Raw genomic sequence first — 16,708 nt, 5'->3', positions numbered from 1 at the left:
TACGTTTCAATTTGGTGTATTCCAACGCTCCAATTTATGAATATTTCGAGTGAATAACCCTGTAAATACTTTTGGGATTCCAAATTCAATTAATTTTCCTTTTACTTTTTCCTTCATTTCAATCATTGTCATATTAGGGAAAGTGAATGCTCCATTTTGGTAGCAATGACTACAATAAAGGACGCTCTTCGTTCCATTCTTTTCTGTTCCACCACCTTCAGCATCCTTTGAAAATGGCATACCACAACTTTGACAATTTTTATTTTGTTTCATGAATTATTCCTCCTATACTTTTAATGAACTATTCGTTTATGTCTCCTTTTCATATATCCACTTCTTAATTTCAGTTGCTGTTTGAAGAGGCTCATCCCATTGCAGCATATGTCCTGCGCCTTCCACTCCTATTATCATTACATCATCTACATTTTCTTTAAGCTGTAGAATGCCGATTTCTCTTGCCACATCAAGCTCAGTAGGATTTGTTGCATGTATTAAAAGCACTGGTACCTTGATGAAAGCATATGTTTCTGAGAATGGTTCTTTAAAAAAAGCTTTTATAATGGACAATACAGTAAATTTGGAAGTCACTAGTTCGAAATGATTATCCTTCTTTTTGAAAAGAGAAGCAACATAGCACTCTTTGATATGATTCCATCTGTTTGTATACGTTTTATACTCCTCAACGATCACTGCCCACTCATAATAAGCTGATCTATTCATATAATCATCCCAGCCGGCAATTGCATAATTAAATGACATTTCGGACTGGTTTTGCGGAAAGATGTAGCCCCCGTCCAAAAGTACAATGCCTAAAACCTCATCTGGATACCCTTTTGTATAATGAAGTGCTATATCAGCTCCCCAGGAATGTCCCATCAAATAGAAAGGTTTCGATAGAACTTGCTGAATTACTCGTTTGTACCACATAGCAATGCTGGAGAATAAATAGTCTTCCTCACTTTCAAATGGTGTTGTTTCTCCATGGCCTGGACCATCAAATATTAGTAGATGGAAATGTTTTTCTAATAGTACAGCAATTTCTGAGAAACTATAGAAACCATTCCCCACAAGACCATGGAAACAAACAACAGTTGGAGTTTTCATATCGCCGCACTCATAGTAATTCACTGTTTTCCATCAATTGTTACTGTGAGATTTCGCAATATCCACTCCCCCCATTCACTTAAATCTTCTTTAACACATAGAAGTTATATATCGTTGTAAGATTACGGTTGATTCCATTTACACCCTTCCAGTTAGTGTATTCAGTTGGAGTGATAAACTCTGAAATAAATTCATTTAAGGATAATTCATTTTGATGTGCTTCGCTTGCCTTTTCCATCAAAAATGACAAATAGTCAACTAATGTATCTATTAACTCTATCGTTCCTACTTCTCCATGTCCTGGCACAACTGTTTCAATCTCCATCTGCTTTACATTTTCCAAAATACTCAAAAAATCCTTTGGATGATAAATAGGTAAATGAAGTTCTTCTGTGACGATATCTCCCATGAATGCTATTTTCTCATCTGGTAAATACATAAAGGCATCACTAGGAGTATGCCCTCCACCAAAACAATGTAATTCTACATTTCTTTGTGAACCTTGTATTACAAGATTTTTGTCAAACAAAACGGATGGCAATACTATTTTCAAATGTGGTAGCTCCTCTAATACTTTGGACATTTCTTCAAATTGATGTATTAGACTAGCCTTAATAATGATATCTTCCGTTGTTTCTATTTGATTTCTCAAATTTAGAAGATATTGTTTCATCTCATTTTTTTCTTTCTCAACATCGTGGATCATATTTTGTTCTTTAAACCATTTAAACGTTAAACTAGTAGAAATAATTGTGACATCCTCGAATACTTGATTTCCAAACACATGGTCTCCATGATAATGGCTATTAATAAGATATTTTACCTTCTTCCCTAATATCATTTCAGCTTGTTTCCTTAATTCTCGGGCAGCTGAAGGGGTACTAAACGAGTCAAACACAAGTAACTCTTCCCCCATATCTACAACTCCTGCATTACTCCAAGATCCTTTCCCAGTTTTAGCAATTGCTGAATACACACCCTCAGTAAGCTTTTTAAAATAAAAATATTCTGTTTCTACAGTTAGAAGAGTCATCCGAATCCACCTTATTTAAAATATCTTTTCTTAATTTAAACATCATATTATTTTTATTCAATGCATTTCTTGACGTACATTTTCATAATCTGAAAGGTCGTGAATTTCCATCCAATTTGATAGTAGTAAATCAAAGTATTTCGTATTAAAGATAAAATTATAATTCTATATTATACTAATTACTAAAAATACTAAATTATCAAATTAATAAGTGTATTCACACAAATAATACGCTATACTCCATAGAAGAAGGGGGAAAGGAATATGATTAAACAATCTATTATAGAAAACGTGCTAGAAGCTGCTCTCTCGACAGGTGGTGATTTTTCTGAAGTGTTCATAGAAGACAAGTACGTGAACAGAATAGAATTGCAAAGTGGAAAAATAGAAAAAAGTATATCTGGTCGTGATTTTGGGGTAGGTATTCGTATTTTTTCTGGTCTTCAAAGCATCTATACGTACACGACTGATTTCTCGGAAGAAGGTTTACTGATAGCTGCAAAACGTGCAGCACATGCCATTAAAGGCGGAGCACAAGGGATCATTCATCCACTTAGAAAAGAAACATTCAATCCTATTCACCAAATCGCCCTAATGCCACAAACTGTGGAACATGCTAGAAAAGTTTCTGTGATGAGAAAGGCAAATGAAATTGCAAGAAATTATGATGAGCGTATACGACAAGTTGCTCTACGCTACATCGATGAAGAACAAAATGTACTAATAGCGAACTCAGAGGGTAAATTCGTTGAGGATACACGTGTCCATAGTAGGCTTTCCATACAAGCTACCGCTTCAGACGGCATTGAAATGCAGACTGGCTTTTACGGACCAGGTGCCCACGCTGGTTTTGAATTTATCGAGAATCTTAACTTAGAACATTACGCAGGAGAAGCAGCACGTATTGCAGTTACTATGCTTGGTGCTGAAGAATGTCCAAGTGGAAAGTTTTCCGTCATCATTGACAATGAATTTGGAGGCGTTATTTTCCATGAAGCTTGTGGACACGGACTAGAAGCGACTTCTGTTGCCAAAGATAATTCTGTTTTCGCAAACCGAATTGGTGAGAAGGTTGCCCCAGATATCGTGACATATATCGATGACGGTACACTTCCGAACGAATGGGGTTCCCTTAATATAGATGATGAGGGAGAAAAAACTCGTAAAAATGTGTTGATTGAAAATGGAATTTTAAAGGGTTATCTTATCGATAAATTCAACGCTCGTCGTATGAATGCAGATGCAACTGGCTCGTCCCGTCGGGAATCATATAGATTCAATCCTACATCACGTATGACTAATACGTATATTGCACCTGGAACTTCATCACCAGATGATATCATTGCATCGACAGAATACGGTATTTATGCAAAATATATGGGTGGTGGGCAAGTGAATCCAGCAACAGGAGATTATAATTTCGCAGTTATGGAAGCATATCTCGTGAAAAATGGAAAGATTGACAGCCCGGTACGTGGTGCAACTCTAATTGGAAACGGTGCAAAAACACTACAACTTGTCGATCGGGTTGGCAATAATCTTGCACACGGTGCAGGATTGTGTGGAGCGTCGAGTGGAAGCCTTCCTGTGAATGTAGGCCAACCGATGATTCGGGTTAGTGAAATAACTGTCGGTGGGACGAAGGGGGAATAATCAATGAATATCACTGAATTCCAAGAAGAACTGCTAAGCAAAGCAATGGGTGCTGGTTTCGAGGAAGCGGAAGTGTATTACGAACGCTCCAATTCTTTTCAATGTATGATTTTTAAAGGAGATATTGATAGTTACGAAACTTCAGAAGATAGTGGCGTAGGATTAAGAGGTTTGTATAAAGGCAAAATGGGTTACGCCTATACAGAAAAATTAGACGAAGATTCCATATCGTTTTTAATTGACAATGCGAAAGCAAATGCAGCCATTCTTGACGAAGATGATGGTACGGATATTTTTGAAGGAAGTAAAGAGTATGTTGGCTATAAATTTTATAGCGAGGAGCTTGCAAAAGTTCAAATTCCTGAAAAAATTGAGCTTCTTACAACTATTGAAGAAAAAATACTTGCTTACGATCCGCGTATAGTTACGTTAAACTATTGCGTGTTGCAAGATTTTTCTGGTGAACGATTGCTATCAAATAGTAAAGGCCTTTCTCTGCATGAGAATAAGAATGGTTTAATCATTTTCATTTCTGCTCTTGTCAAAGAAGGAGAAGAAATGAAAACCGGTAGCTTTATCAAAATGACTCGTGATTTTGGTTCGCTCAATGCTGATGAAATTGCAAAAGAAGCAGCTGAAGAAGCATTGTCTAATCTTGGTGAGAAATCAATTCCTGCTGGAAAATACCCAATTATTATGCGATATGATGCAGCAGCATCTTTACTTTCTACCTTTGCACCTATCTTTTCTGCTGAAAATACACAAAAGGATCAGTCGTTATTAAAGGGAAAAGTAGGAAAGAAAATTGCATCTGATTTCTTCACGATACTTGATGACCCATTTCATCCTGATGCAGTTGCAGGTTCGAATTTTGATGGAGAAGGAGTTGCAACTAAAACACGTGCCATCGTTTCAAATGGTACACTCGAAACACTTCTCCATAACCGAAAAACGGCAAAAATAGAAGGTTGCGAAACAACAGGTCATGCGCAAAAAGCTTCTTACAAAAGCACTTTATCAGTTGCACCACTGAATATGTACATTGTTCCAGGTCATAAAAGCAAGGATGACTTAATCACTTCCTTGTCAGAAGGTATCCTCATCACAGAATTGTCTGGTCTTCACTCAGGTGCAAATACAATTTCCGGAGATTTTTCTGTTGCTGCAACGGGTTTCCATATTAAAGATGGTACTATTTCATCATCTGTTAAACAAATGACAATCGCTGGGAACTTCTTCGACTTTATGAAGGACATCGAAGAAATTGGATCTGATCTTCACTTCCGTCCAGGTGGTTACGGTTCACCATCTTTACATGTGAAAGAACTTTCGGTTACGGTGGATTGAGCATGAGAGGCTGTTTAAAGAGTCCCTAATGCTACGTGATGGGGTGGAATCAAATCTTGTACATCTAAAATGGAAATACCTTGGTTATTGTTATAGGAGATAAGAGTAGGTGGATATTTTTTCTTTATAGGAATGCAGTATCATCAGGGATATTTAGTGGAAGGCTTCCTTGAAACATAATAATTTTTTAGTAGTCTTTTGATTGCTCATAAAAATCGTCCTTTCGTAAATTGTTGGTTTGGTCACTTACATTTTACAAGAAAAGACGATTTTTTTGTATTCTAGAAGCCAAGAAAAAAGAAAAGAAAGAGGGCTGTCCTTAAAAGTCTTTTTTCACCGACTTTTCGAACAGCCCCTTACTTCAATTAATGATTATTTAATGAATTTTTTTCTCTTAAATATTCGAAATTGCTTTTATCCACTTTATAATTATCTTCCTTTATAAGTCCAGCTTTATATTGAGCATCTAAAAATCTCAGCTCTTCACTCCAAATTTTATCAATTAACTGAGAGTGATTTTTACGTTGCTCTGCTGTTAAGTCATCCAGACTTTTCGGTTCTTTATTTGGATTTTTTGTATTATCAACAAGAATTCCATAATCTAGTTCTAATTTCTCTAGTTGTTTATGTAATTCATCTAATTGGTCTCTATCTTTCTTCAGCGAAACTACTTCTATGCTTGTAATACCTGGATTAATTGATTTGAGATATGTCAGCTCATTTTGGAAGATTTCATTTTTTGTATTTGTCTTTGTATTTGTATTTGCAAATGTGTTAATTGATAATCCCATTGCTATAACGATAGTTAATGTTGCGATGGTTGCTTTTTTCATATTATGTTTGTTCCCTTCGTTGTATATGATTTAAATAATTTTCTATGAATCTAATGTAACGATTTTATCATTTCTGTAAATCTTTTTTCGATTTCATCCAATTCAAATGAACTACATATTCTACTGTTCTCTTTATCTAGAATTCTATAATGTTGAGAAAGTATATTTTGTTGTATTGAATAACCGTTTAACTCTTTTATTTGTCGCCACCATACTTTCCCTCCTAGAGTCTTTGGGAAACTATTATTGTAATGTTTAAAAGCGATTGTCTTGATAACTTCGTTAACATCTCCCCCAAATGTCATCTGTATGATCTCGCTGTGTTCAAAAAGTGTTGCGATACAAACTGCACCTGCCCATGTGAGGGTGCTCCTACCTTTTTCGATTTCTATTAATGTTTTCTTTGATAAACCGATAATTTCAGACATTTTGTCCTGTGACAAATCGTTTTCAATACGGATGAGCTTTAATTTAGCATTTACCAGTTTTATAAATTCTTTTTTATCCATATTACCTTCCTCACTCTCTTATAGTGTAACATTACACTATAAGAGAGTTTACGTCAATAATGGTGTATTAATTTATTATTCGTTTCACTAAGTGGTAATATTAATCTCATTTCTTCACCATCTTCTATTGGTTAATTATTCAAAATGTTTTATATAGTATTTTCAAACGACTGAAACAAAGTACAACTACTTCTCTTCAACTTTTCTGTATGAAAAAACCATTCTTATCTCCACATAATCAGTGTAAAGATAAGAATGGTTTATCAGTCTTTTCGTATTATTCCGCCGCACTATAACCTACCTGTTATATTTGTTAGTATTAATAAAATTTCACAACATCTTCAAAAGATAAAAATGTTCTTTCTCCTGGTTGCTCATTAGGCTCACCAAATGGCATTTGTGCTACTAGATCCCATTCTGCTGGAATATCCCAAGTTCTCTTCACATCTTCATCAATAATAGGATTGTAATGTTGCAAAGATGCTCCAATACCTTCTGCTGTTAATGACATCCAAAGTGCATATTGCAACATTGCATTTCCTTGATGTGACCAATTTGGAAAATGTTCTTTATAGGATGGTGCATTTTCTTGCATTTTTTTTACTGTTTCTTGGTTTTCTAAAAATAATATCGTACCTGTACCCTCTCTAAATCCTTGCAGCCTTTCAACTGTTGCTCCAAAATTTTCTTCTGGAACGCGTGGACGCAATGTTTCTTTTACGATATCCCAGAATTTTTCATGTTCAGCGTCCATAAGAACAACGATACGTCCACTTTGCATATTAAATGATGACGGTGCATGTAAAGCTATTTTTACCACTTCACTAATTTTTTCTTTTGTAATATTTTCATTTTTTTTCACTTTTCGTATGGAACGACGATTGATGATTGCTTCTTTTAAAGTTGTTGTAGTTTCTGACATTATAATTCCTCCAATATAAGTTTGATTTGAAATAATCTATATAAATAATGTTACAATCCAAGAAATGGACAATTATATAGTTAAAGAACAACTGATAACAGTCCACTATTCATTAATCTAATATTAACAATTGCCATCGATATTACATTGCATACCTTGAAGATTACTTTCTTTATTTTTTTCTAACACTCTTTCAATGACTCCTGCTAATTTTTCTTTGCTAGCTAGTCCCTGAATAACTTCATCGTCAATCACTAGTGTTGGAACCGACACCTTTCCATTTGTCATTTCCACCGTTGTAACACATACTGTTACAACATAGATAAAAAAAATACAACTCCAAATAAACTACCCTCACCTCTCGATGTAACAATTATAGTTACAACCATTTTAAAAGTCAACCGCTATTTGATAATTTTTTTATTAACCAACCAGGATTTCTAATTAGTAGTTATTCAAAATAATGAATAAGAAATCCTCGTTTAATGAGTTTATTTTTAATTGTCTACTCTTTATTTTTGTCGATTCGGTCTTTCTAGCGGCGTAATGTTCATAATAAAGTAACCTATAATTAAAATAAGAATAACTAGTGAATAAATTAATGTGTCTATAGGGTGATCGTGCTCTACAATAATAAGTCGAATCATAGCAGTAATTCCAATATAAATAAAATATCTAAGTGGAAAATGGTATTCTTCCTTAAAGTATTTAACAATCATTGTAATAAACTCAAAGTACAAAAAGAAAATGAGAATGTTAGCGATGAACATTTTATAGTCACTGCTTCCATCTGTCATAAAAATCTTCAAGAACATAGTTAGTTCCTTGATGAGTAGGAAGGACAGTATTAACGATAGAAGTACTAGACAGAAGTTCAAAAATATTTGAAGTACTTTAGGTATGATTTTTAATACCATAGATAGTTCTACTATTTTCATTTTCATTTTCTTTTTCATTCAACTCCCCCATTCAATTTCGCTCACATCAATCGAAATATTAATAAAATAATATACATGGAAATCTCCAAGTGACTCTAATTATTTCCAAAAACAACAAATATGAGAAGTCATTTTTATTATACAACCATTTTGTAAACCAAGTGTTAAGTTGATTATGATAAATAAGAATCCAGCTTACTATGAAAAAATCATCCCCACCTCCATAAAATACATGGATAGATAGGGATGATTTTTATATTAATTAGAATTGCAGTTATCAAACTCTTGCTCCAGTCTTTTTACGAATTCTTCCGCCGCACTATATCCTTGTTGCTTCAAATACCAGTTATTTGCTGCCGCTTCAATTAAACCGGCAACATCACGACCCGGTTGTAGCTGAATTTGAATATGCGGAATTTGAACACCCATATATTCTGTAAATTTTGTTTCAAGCTCCAAATCGTTATTAAGTGCATTATGCTCCCATTTCGTCAATTCAATGTCGAGAGCAATTCGTGTCTCTTCTTGAAATGCCGCTCTCCCATATAGACGCACAACATTTAGCAATCCAATACTTCGTAATGCGAGAAATTCTTTATTTTTTTCGTTATGTGAACCAAGAAGGGTTTGAGGACTTAACTTTTTCAACACAACTATATCATCCGCCACAAGACGATGTCCGCGCCCAATTAACGTGTGGGCTGTTTCACTCTTTCCAACACCTGATTTCCCACGTAACAAAATACCAATTCCTGAAACATTGACACACACACCATGAATTGCAATTTCCTCTGCCATCGCTTTTACAACATACGCGTCTAGTTTTGCACTAATTTCACTCGTCGAATCACTTGTTCGTAATACTGGGATATTTTCTGTCACACAATAATGAATTAATCCCAACGGCTCTTCTTGATTTGATGTAATGACAATGCATGGAGGATCGTATTGAACTATATTTCCAATACGCAATTTACATTCTTCCTCTGTTAGAGTATGCAAATAATTAATTTCATTCTTTCCTAAAATCTGCACATGCTCAATTGCAATAAAATCAAATTTATCCATGAACTCCAGACCTGGACGACGAACTTTAGATTGTTTTAATACACGATGTAATTGGTCATGTCCCGTTAACACTTCAAGTGAAAACTTGCGGACAATATTTTCTACTGTAATTGTCTTCATATTTATACCACTCGCCTTCTAGATTACACATTGAATTGAATTGGTTTCTACTAAATTTCGAATAATTCTATCAAGATTTAGACTACCTAACATTAAATAATTAGTAATGCTACCCTATTAATGCACCATGTGCAAGTATATATTGATTGTTATAAAAGTAGATTTATCCAATAAATCAGAGAATCTCTTAGCGCTTATTTTTACCGTGTAACCGAAATCGCTTGAGACAAGATTAACGAATTAATATCCCGTATATTGTAAATCAATTATACTTGTTAGAATATGGAATGTAAAAACCTGGTGCGTTGCAGTTAAATTGGTTTTGTTGTTCATTAGCCCTGTTCATAATAAATTCATTCGGCTTCGCTACTTTCCTTTTAGAATTGTTTATGCCAAAAGAACCTAGTAAACAATTCTTCATAAATTTTAAGACTATTAATAAGCAAATAGGTTCATCAGTATGTTGTTGACATTATTCTACATAATCATACAATAGAATTAGAGAACTAGTATTATTGAAACTTTTTTATTCTAAAAAAATAAATACTTTAGTATTATTTTTTTTACTCGTAATCATTCGATAAAAGTTGTAGCATATAAAATTATTTAGGAGATGGAATTATGACAAAGGATAACAAAAGTAAGCCTATAAGTTGGTTTAAAAGTGTCCGTTCTAATCAAAATCAACTTAATCACACGAACAGCTATGAGGAAGAGCCCGCTATTACAGTTATAGAAAATAAGCTTATTCAAATAGAAGAATCTAGTACGATAGATAACACTAGTAATAAATACATACTATCCAAAGAAAATCAGGACAAAATATCGTTAGATTTAATCGTTTCTTTAGAAAACTTACTACATGACCGACAACTTATTCTTTATAAAAACGAAGGTCTTGAAGATCAGTTAAACCAATCAAATGAAACAAATAGTCGTTTAAAACATGATCTGGTAAAGAAAGAACAAATGATTCAGGATAAGAATAAAGAAATCCGTATCCTCGAAGGCAATCTTACAAATAAACAAATGGTATATGACCAGCTTCTTGAAGATTATAAAGAATATCAAAATACTTCGAGTAACGATTTTGAAAAAGTTTCAAATCAATTAGAAAAACAGATTAATAAATACAATATGCTTAAAGAAGAATCTAACAATATTCAATATCAAAACATGTTAAACATAAGAGAACTCGAAGAAAAAATTAGAGAACTTGAAATAGAAAATCAAAAGTATGCGGAACAATGCGAGAAAGTTCTAGAAGAGAAAGCTGAATTAATACAAACAATTAACGATTTTACAGAGAGAATGTCTTTTTCGTTTTCTTCCAAAACTACAACTCACAAAGAATAAACAAGGTCTCTATCTTTTCACTAATAGAGAAAGGAGACTACTATGTCAGTCTATTTAGGGAAACTATTAGAACTAATATCAATTGATATAACATCTAATCAATCCTTTTTAAGAATAAGATTATTATCTGAGCAAGAAATCGAGTTTCTTTGGGAAATCGACATTGAAACAGCCGAAAATTTGAAAGCAGTTACAGTATTTGATGGACTTCATAAATACAGATTATCCTTTCACAGTACTTGGGATTCCACACAAAACAAATACACAAGTTTTTTAACAAAAACATATCTTGATCAAAGTCATAAAGTTTATTTTTCATGCTCCGAAGCTTTTGTAAATGAATTACATGCTTTAAAGTACAACGAAGAAACACTACAGAAGAATAATTTTACAATCATACCTGATAGTCCAACAGCTACTCAATATTTAGAAAAAAACAACACCACAGCAAAGAGAAATAGTTTGAATCTTCTTTCTTGGAAGACTGGTACCTTGTTGTTAAGCATTGTATTCATTTTTTTACTTAGTACTGCTTTTCTTAATCAGGAAGAAACAACTGGAAATGCAAAAGTAAAAGATAGCACTATAAAAAAAGAAGCAACTTTGAATCTAGCAAAGAAAGATAATTTAGTTACAAATGCTGATATCGTAGATGAAACCACTTCTTCTATAGATGTGAAAGACGATGAGCTTATGTATCCATTTGTAAAACTAGATGAAATAGTAAACTATAGTATTCCTGAAGGCAAAGTAGCCCTTACTTTCGATGATGGCCCTTCCAAGTACACGAAAGATATTACAGACATCTTGAAGAATTATCAGGTTGGGGGCACATTCTTCTTTATCGGTAATAATGTAAAGAGATATTCTGACTCTGTTAAGTATGTTAAATCGCATGGTTATTCAATTGGTGGGCATTCAATGACACATCCTGATTTGGCTAAAATACCCTATCATGCGCAAGAAAATGAAATTATACATACCAATCAATTAATTGAGGAAATTACTCAAGAAGAAGTAGTTCTATTTAGACCACCCTATGGTTCTAAGAATGAAGAAACAATTGAAATAATGAACGAAACCAATAATAAGATAGTACTTTGGAATGCCGATACAGAAGATTGGAAAAGCCAAAATGGTGATGAAATTTTTAGTTATATAAGAGGGTCTAAATCATCTGGATCAATTATCCTTCTTCACGAATCACAAATAGTTGTAGATATATTACCGGAAATAATTGAATACTTAAAAGAACAAGAGTTAGAAATTGTAACTTTGTATTAAAGAAACCTCATTTGTTAATAAAACAAATGAGGTTTCTCGTTTTAGATAAACGCAGTTTCTGATCATCTGGAATGAGATATGGATTGCTGTGATACTTTATAGATGAAATTATTTAACTATATAAGAGGGTCTAAATCATCTGGATCAATTATCCTTCTTCACGAATCACAAATAGTTGTAGATATATTACCGAAAATAATTGAATTCTTAAAAGAACAAGAGTTAGAAATTGTAACTTTGTATTAAAGAAACCTCATTTGTTAATAAAACAAATGAGGTTTCTCGTTTTAGATGATCATCTGGAATGAGATATGGATTGCTGTGATACTTTATATCTGTTTATTTTCTATTATCTCTACAAATTTTGTCGAAGCTGGTGAAAGAGACACACTCTTTAAAAAACAAACTCCTATATTTCTCTTTGGTATTTCTTCAATTAGAGGTACTTCATATAATAATCCTCTATTTATATACTCCTGGGAAAATTCTTTTGTCACACATGCTATTCCTAAATTTATTTTAGCAAACTCCAACAATAAATCATGAGAGCCTAATTCAAATTCTGGAGAAATCTTTATACCTTTAGAAATCATGTAATCCTCAACATATTTTCTGGAATTTGAATTCGGTTCAAGCAATATTAATGGCAGTTCTATTATTTCATCGAGGGCTAATGGTTTAGATACTAGATTCTTATATTTTTCCCCACAAACAAAAATATCTTGAATATCAATACATGGAATTAATTCTAATGTAGGATCATCCAGAGGAAAATTACAAATTGCAATATCAATTCCCCCCGACTTCAAAACAGAACAAAGCTCTAATGTTGTACCATTCACAATCTTAAACTTAATATTTGGGTAGTTAGTATGAAAAGCTTCTAAATAAGGAAGTAGAAAATATCTTGATATAGTATCACCTACTCCAATCTTTAATTCCCCTGTCGTTAAATTCTTGAATTCTAATATCTTTTCTTCTCCAACATCGATTAAGTTTATAGCCGACTTAACATACTCGAATAGAAGACTCCCCTCATTTGTTAAAGAAACCCCTCTTGGAGTTCTAATAAATAGACGTATAGCTAATTCTCTTTCTAATTGCATAATTGCTTGACTAACAGCGGATTGAGTCATATAGAGATCTTTTGCTGCCTTAGAGAAACTTTCACTCTTTCCTACCTGACAAAATACTTTATATAAGTCTAATTTACTTACCATATAAGCACTCCTTATACCTATCATTCGATATATTCATTTTACTTATACCACTAAGTCAATGTATAGTACAAGTAGGTAAGGAATTTAAATAAACTTTGATGCTTATAAGGAGCGATTATTTTGGAAAGAGTAGTTGGAACAGTTGTAAGAGGTCTTCGTTGCCCAATAATAAATCAAGGAGACAATATAGAAGAAATCGTTGTAGATAGTGTGTTAAAGGCTTCAGAAGTAGAAGGCTTCAACATTAATGATAAAGATATTGTTACTGTAACTGAGTCAATTGTTGCTCGTGCTCAAGGTAACTACGCAACTATTGATCATATTGCGAAAGATGTTCGTGCAAAATTCGGAGATGATACAGTTGGAGTAATTTTCCCTATTTTAAGCCGTAATCGTTTTGCAATCTGTCTACGTGGTATTGCAAAAGGCGCTAAAAAAATTGTACTAATGCTTAGTTATCCATCTGACGAAGTTGGGAACCATTTAGTAGATATTGATATGTTGGATGAGAAGGGAGTTAATCCTTGGACTGACGTATTAACTGAAAATCAATTCCGTGATCATTTTGGATACAATAAACATACCTTTACTGGAGTAGACTACATTGATTACTATAAATCATTAGTAGAAGAATACGGTGTTGAATGTGAAGTTATATTCTCAAATAATCCAAAAACAATTTTAGATTACACAAAAAATGTTCTAACTTGTGATATACATACTAGATTCAGAACAAAAAGAATTTTAAAAGCTAATGGTGGCGAAAAAATATATAGCCTTGATAATATATTATCAGAGTCAATCGATGGCAGTGGTTGCAATGAAGCTTACGGTCTACTTGGTTCAAACAAATCAACGGAAGATAGTGTTAAACTTTTCCCTCGTAATTGCCAACCAATTGTTGATAAAATCCAGCTTATGCTAAAAGAAAAGACTGGAAAAAATGTAGAAGTTATGGTTTATGGAGATGGAGCATTTAAAGATCCAGTAGGTAAGATATGGGAACTTGCTGACCCAGTTGTTTCTCCTGCTTACACATCAGGTCTTGATGGTACACCTAATGAAATTAAATTAAAATATCTTGCTGATAATAACTTTGCAGATCTAAGAGGCGAAGAACTTAAACAGGCTATTTCTCAATTTATTAAAGATAAAAATGAAGATCTTGTAGGAGCGATGGAAGCCCAAGGAACGACACCTAGAAAACTTACGGATCTTATAGGTTCTCTATCTGATCTAACTTCAGGTAGCGGTGATAAAGGTACACCAATTATCTTTATTCAAGGATATTTTGATAACTATACGAAATAAGAAGTAAATTAATAAATATGCAATGCTAGCCTTTACTAGCATTGCTTATTTTTTTATGCTTCACAAAAAGATGAAAGTAGTATTATATTGGTTTGGAGGAGCGTCCACTCGACTCCAGCGGGATGGCGAGACAGACCAGCCCCTGCAGGAACGTGTTAGTGTAAGGAAGGCTAAGGGGCCTCATCCTGATGTAACGCATTCATACCAACATCCTTTTGTCTGCATGTAAAGATTAAATTGTTATTCTTACCATGTTTAAACTAGCAAACGATGACTAGCTTCATAGTGAATTTTTCTTAATCTAGCTGTTTACTTCTTTAAAATATCGATAAATTTTTTCTAGTTTTTTAGTTTGTTTTCCATTTGTATTTTCCATGTTACCAAATTCAAAAAACTTCACCTTTTTGATTCCAACAAAACTGAATAAAGCTCGTTTCATTAAAATTTTATGTGCATTATTCAACCAAAAAAGTAGATAATTTGTTGGCCCCTTCATCGTTGATACACATACAACCGACTTTCCTTTTAATAACCCATCCGGTAGTAGTCCCTTCTTATCTTTATAAGCAAAATTTGCAGCAAACAATTGGTCAATGTACCCCAAAAGCATTGCAGGAGGTCTTCCCCACCAGATTGGATATACAAAAACGATTTTGTCAGCCCAAGTAATTTGCTTCCTATATTTTTCAAGGGCTGGATCACGGTACATATCACGTCTTCGTTTTTGTTCATTAAATTCGAGAACAGGATTAAAGCCCTCTTCATATAAATCTAAAACTTGTAACTCTTTTATATTAGGATTCTCCTTACTTCCTTCAATTACTTTTTGTAAAAAAGCATAATTTAAACTTTTATGATTTGGATATGTGTAAATAACTAGCGTATTCATTCTAGCACCCTCTTTTAATTATCATTTGATAACTAAATCATAGCATTCATTATTTTTAGTTGTCAATTGATAATTGTTTTTTGATAACACTTTTGTTATGTTATCAAGTAAGAGGTGAGAATAATGGACAATAAAGACCTTTTTAACAAATGTATAGCATTATTAACTTCTGTTCATCGTGTAACACACGAATTAACACAAAACGCTAAATCAGATTCTATTACACCAGTTCAATATAAAATTCTTGAGTATATAACTGTTAGTCAACCTGTTACCCCTAGTGAAATCAGTGATTGCCAAAATATGTCCATGCCAAATACAAGCCGTGAATTGAAAAAGTTAAGTGAAAAAAAATTAATCGAAAAATTAAGTGATACAGAAGATCGTCGAAAACAATACATTCGTCTTTCGAAAGATGGGGAAATACTGATGAAAGAAGCATTTACCACTATTGAATCACGTTTTCAAGATCGAATACAAAATGCTTCCAAAGAAGATTTACAAGAAATTGACCGAGCACTAGATATTCTACAAACAAAATTGTTTTATTAATCGAATTCGATGGACTCAGGTTGAAGACAAAAGGAAGTTGAAATGTAATCATTTCAACTTCCTTTAAAATTTTTCTTTATTTTCACTCATAATTATGGTCTCTCATCATCATTTTCTATCAAATTAGAAGTTACTACTTTATAGGTTTGGAGAAGCGTCCGATCGACTCCTGCGGGAAAGCGAGACAGACGAGACCCTGCGGGAGCGTAGCGACGAAGCGGCTCGGCGCTCGCCCGCGGAAAGCGAGCGGTAAGCTTCAGAAAACCAAAGCCATCCTATTTAAAAATAAACCTCGGCATGTAATTATCTCTAATTTCTCGCTCCATAATTATGGTTTCTCATATCATTTTCTTTCAAAGTAGAAGTTACTATTTTATTGGTTTGGAGAAGCGTCCGATCGACTCCTGCGGGAAAGCGAGACAGACGAGACCCTGCAGGAGCATAGCGACGAAGCGGCTCGGCGCTCGCCCGCGGAAAGCGAGCGGTAAGCTTCAGAAAACCAAAGCCATCCTATTTAAAAATAAACCTCGGCATGTAATTATCTCTAATTTCTCGCTCCATAATTATGG

The 16,708-nt window shown here is 33.6% G+C and carries 18 protein-coding genes; 7 read left to right on the top strand and 11 right to left on the bottom strand.

What is annotated here, in order from left to right; genetic code table 11:
• Positions 1-6 precede the first annotated feature (6 nt).
• From FG384_RS04410 to FG384_RS04400, 3 genes are all read right to left on the bottom strand, one after another.
• Positions 7-273 (bottom strand): zinc ribbon domain-containing protein, encoded by a 267-nt coding sequence (locus tag FG384_RS04410; RefSeq protein WP_142641379.1) that lies wholly within the window; start codon positions 271-273, stop codon positions 7-9.
• A gap of 36 nt (positions 274-309) precedes the next feature.
• The gene (locus FG384_RS04405; RefSeq protein WP_142641378.1) at positions 310-1,104 is read right to left on the bottom strand and encodes an alpha/beta fold hydrolase; all 795 of its coding nucleotides are present in this window, start codon (positions 1,102-1,104) and stop codon (positions 310-312) included.
• A gap of 79 nt (positions 1,105-1,183) precedes the next feature.
• The gene (locus FG384_RS04400; RefSeq protein WP_142641377.1) at positions 1,184-2,137 is read right to left on the bottom strand and encodes an MBL fold metallo-hydrolase; all 954 of its coding nucleotides are present in this window, start codon (positions 2,135-2,137) and stop codon (positions 1,184-1,186) included.
• Between the two features lie 264 nt (positions 2,138-2,401).
• Between FG384_RS04400 and FG384_RS04395 the strand changes: the two genes are divergently transcribed.
• The gene (locus FG384_RS04395; protein WP_142641376.1) at positions 2,402-3,790 is read left to right on the top strand and encodes a TldD/PmbA family protein; all 1,389 of its coding nucleotides are present in this window, start codon (positions 2,402-2,404) and stop codon (positions 3,788-3,790) included.
• Positions 3,791-3,793: 3 nt separating this feature from the next.
• Positions 3,794-5,137 (top strand): TldD/PmbA family protein, encoded by a 1,344-nt coding sequence (locus FG384_RS04390; protein ID WP_142641375.1) that lies wholly within the window; start codon positions 3,794-3,796, stop codon positions 5,135-5,137.
• Positions 5,138-5,502: 365 nt separating this feature from the next.
• Here FG384_RS04390 and FG384_RS04385 read toward each other — a convergent pair whose 3' ends face one another.
• From FG384_RS04385 to hprK, 6 genes are all read right to left on the bottom strand, one after another.
• The gene (locus FG384_RS04385) at positions 5,503-5,970 is read right to left on the bottom strand and encodes a hypothetical protein (RefSeq protein ID WP_142641374.1); all 468 of its coding nucleotides are present in this window, start codon (positions 5,968-5,970) and stop codon (positions 5,503-5,505) included.
• A 50-nt stretch (positions 5,971-6,020) separates the two neighbouring features.
• Complete coding sequence (locus FG384_RS04380; RefSeq protein WP_142641373.1) at positions 6,021-6,479, bottom strand: helix-turn-helix transcriptional regulator; 459 nt, start codon at positions 6,477-6,479, stop codon at positions 6,021-6,023.
• A gap of 319 nt (positions 6,480-6,798) precedes the next feature.
• A complete protein-coding gene (locus FG384_RS04375; RefSeq protein WP_142641372.1) occupies positions 6,799-7,401 on the bottom strand; it encodes a nitroreductase family protein in 603 nt (200 codons plus the stop codon).
• A 123-nt stretch (positions 7,402-7,524) separates the two neighbouring features.
• Positions 7,525-7,689: a hypothetical protein gene (locus FG384_RS19720; RefSeq protein WP_166462380.1), complete on the bottom strand. Its 165-nt coding sequence runs from the start codon at positions 7,687-7,689 to the stop codon at positions 7,525-7,527.
• 224 nt (positions 7,690-7,913) lie between these two features.
• Positions 7,914-8,357, bottom strand: coding sequence for a phosphate-starvation-inducible protein PsiE (psiE, locus tag FG384_RS04370; RefSeq protein WP_240793341.1), 444 nt, complete (start codon positions 8,355-8,357; stop codon positions 7,914-7,916).
• A gap of 240 nt (positions 8,358-8,597) precedes the next feature.
• Positions 8,598-9,527, bottom strand: a complete 930-nt coding sequence (gene hprK, locus FG384_RS04365; protein ID WP_142641371.1) for an HPr(Ser) kinase/phosphatase — start codon at positions 9,525-9,527, stop codon at positions 8,598-8,600.
• A gap of 621 nt (positions 9,528-10,148) precedes the next feature.
• Between hprK and FG384_RS04360 the strand changes: the two genes are divergently transcribed.
• The 3 genes from FG384_RS04360 (at position 10,149) to FG384_RS19715 (ending at position 12,413) form a co-directional block, all read left to right on the top strand.
• Positions 10,149-10,883, top strand: a complete 735-nt coding sequence (locus FG384_RS04360; RefSeq protein WP_142641370.1) for a coiled-coil domain-containing protein — start codon at positions 10,149-10,151, stop codon at positions 10,881-10,883.
• A gap of 42 nt (positions 10,884-10,925) precedes the next feature.
• Positions 10,926-12,167 carry a polysaccharide deacetylase family protein gene (locus FG384_RS04355; RefSeq protein WP_142641369.1) on the top strand — a complete coding sequence of 414 codons (1,242 nt, stop codon included), beginning with the start codon at positions 10,926-10,928 and terminating at the stop codon, positions 12,165-12,167.
• 102 nt (positions 12,168-12,269) lie between these two features.
• Positions 12,270-12,413, top strand: coding sequence for a polysaccharide deacetylase family protein (locus tag FG384_RS19715; protein WP_166462379.1), 144 nt, complete (start codon positions 12,270-12,272; stop codon positions 12,411-12,413).
• An 83-nt stretch (positions 12,414-12,496) separates the two neighbouring features.
• Here the strand turns inward: FG384_RS19715 and FG384_RS04350 are convergent, their stop codons facing one another.
• On the bottom strand, positions 12,497-13,387 hold the full coding sequence (locus FG384_RS04350; protein ID WP_142641368.1) for a LysR family transcriptional regulator: 891 nt from the start codon (positions 13,385-13,387) through the stop codon (positions 12,497-12,499).
• 120 nt (positions 13,388-13,507) lie between these two features.
• Here FG384_RS04350 and FG384_RS04345 point away from each other — a divergent pair, with 120 nt between their 5' ends.
• Positions 13,508-14,698, top strand: coding sequence for a coenzyme F420-0:L-glutamate ligase (locus FG384_RS04345; protein ID WP_142641367.1), 1,191 nt, complete (start codon positions 13,508-13,510; stop codon positions 14,696-14,698).
• Positions 14,699-14,999: 301 nt separating this feature from the next.
• Here FG384_RS04345 and FG384_RS04340 read toward each other — a convergent pair whose 3' ends face one another.
• Positions 15,000-15,587, bottom strand: a complete 588-nt coding sequence (locus FG384_RS04340) for an NAD(P)H-dependent oxidoreductase (protein ID WP_142641366.1) — start codon at positions 15,585-15,587, stop codon at positions 15,000-15,002.
• A gap of 123 nt (positions 15,588-15,710) precedes the next feature.
• Here FG384_RS04340 and FG384_RS04335 point away from each other — a divergent pair, with 123 nt between their 5' ends.
• A complete protein-coding gene (locus tag FG384_RS04335) occupies positions 15,711-16,139 on the top strand; it encodes a MarR family winged helix-turn-helix transcriptional regulator (protein WP_142641365.1) in 429 nt (142 codons plus the stop codon).
• Positions 16,140-16,708 lie beyond the last annotated feature (569 nt).

The organism is Psychrobacillus vulpis (assembly GCF_006861825.1).
Classification (GTDB): domain Bacteria; phylum Bacillota; class Bacilli; order Bacillales_A; family Planococcaceae; genus Psychrobacillus; species Psychrobacillus vulpis.
The sequence above is the reverse complement of the archived record's forward strand: the minus strand, read 5'-3'. Positions and strand labels throughout refer to the sequence as shown.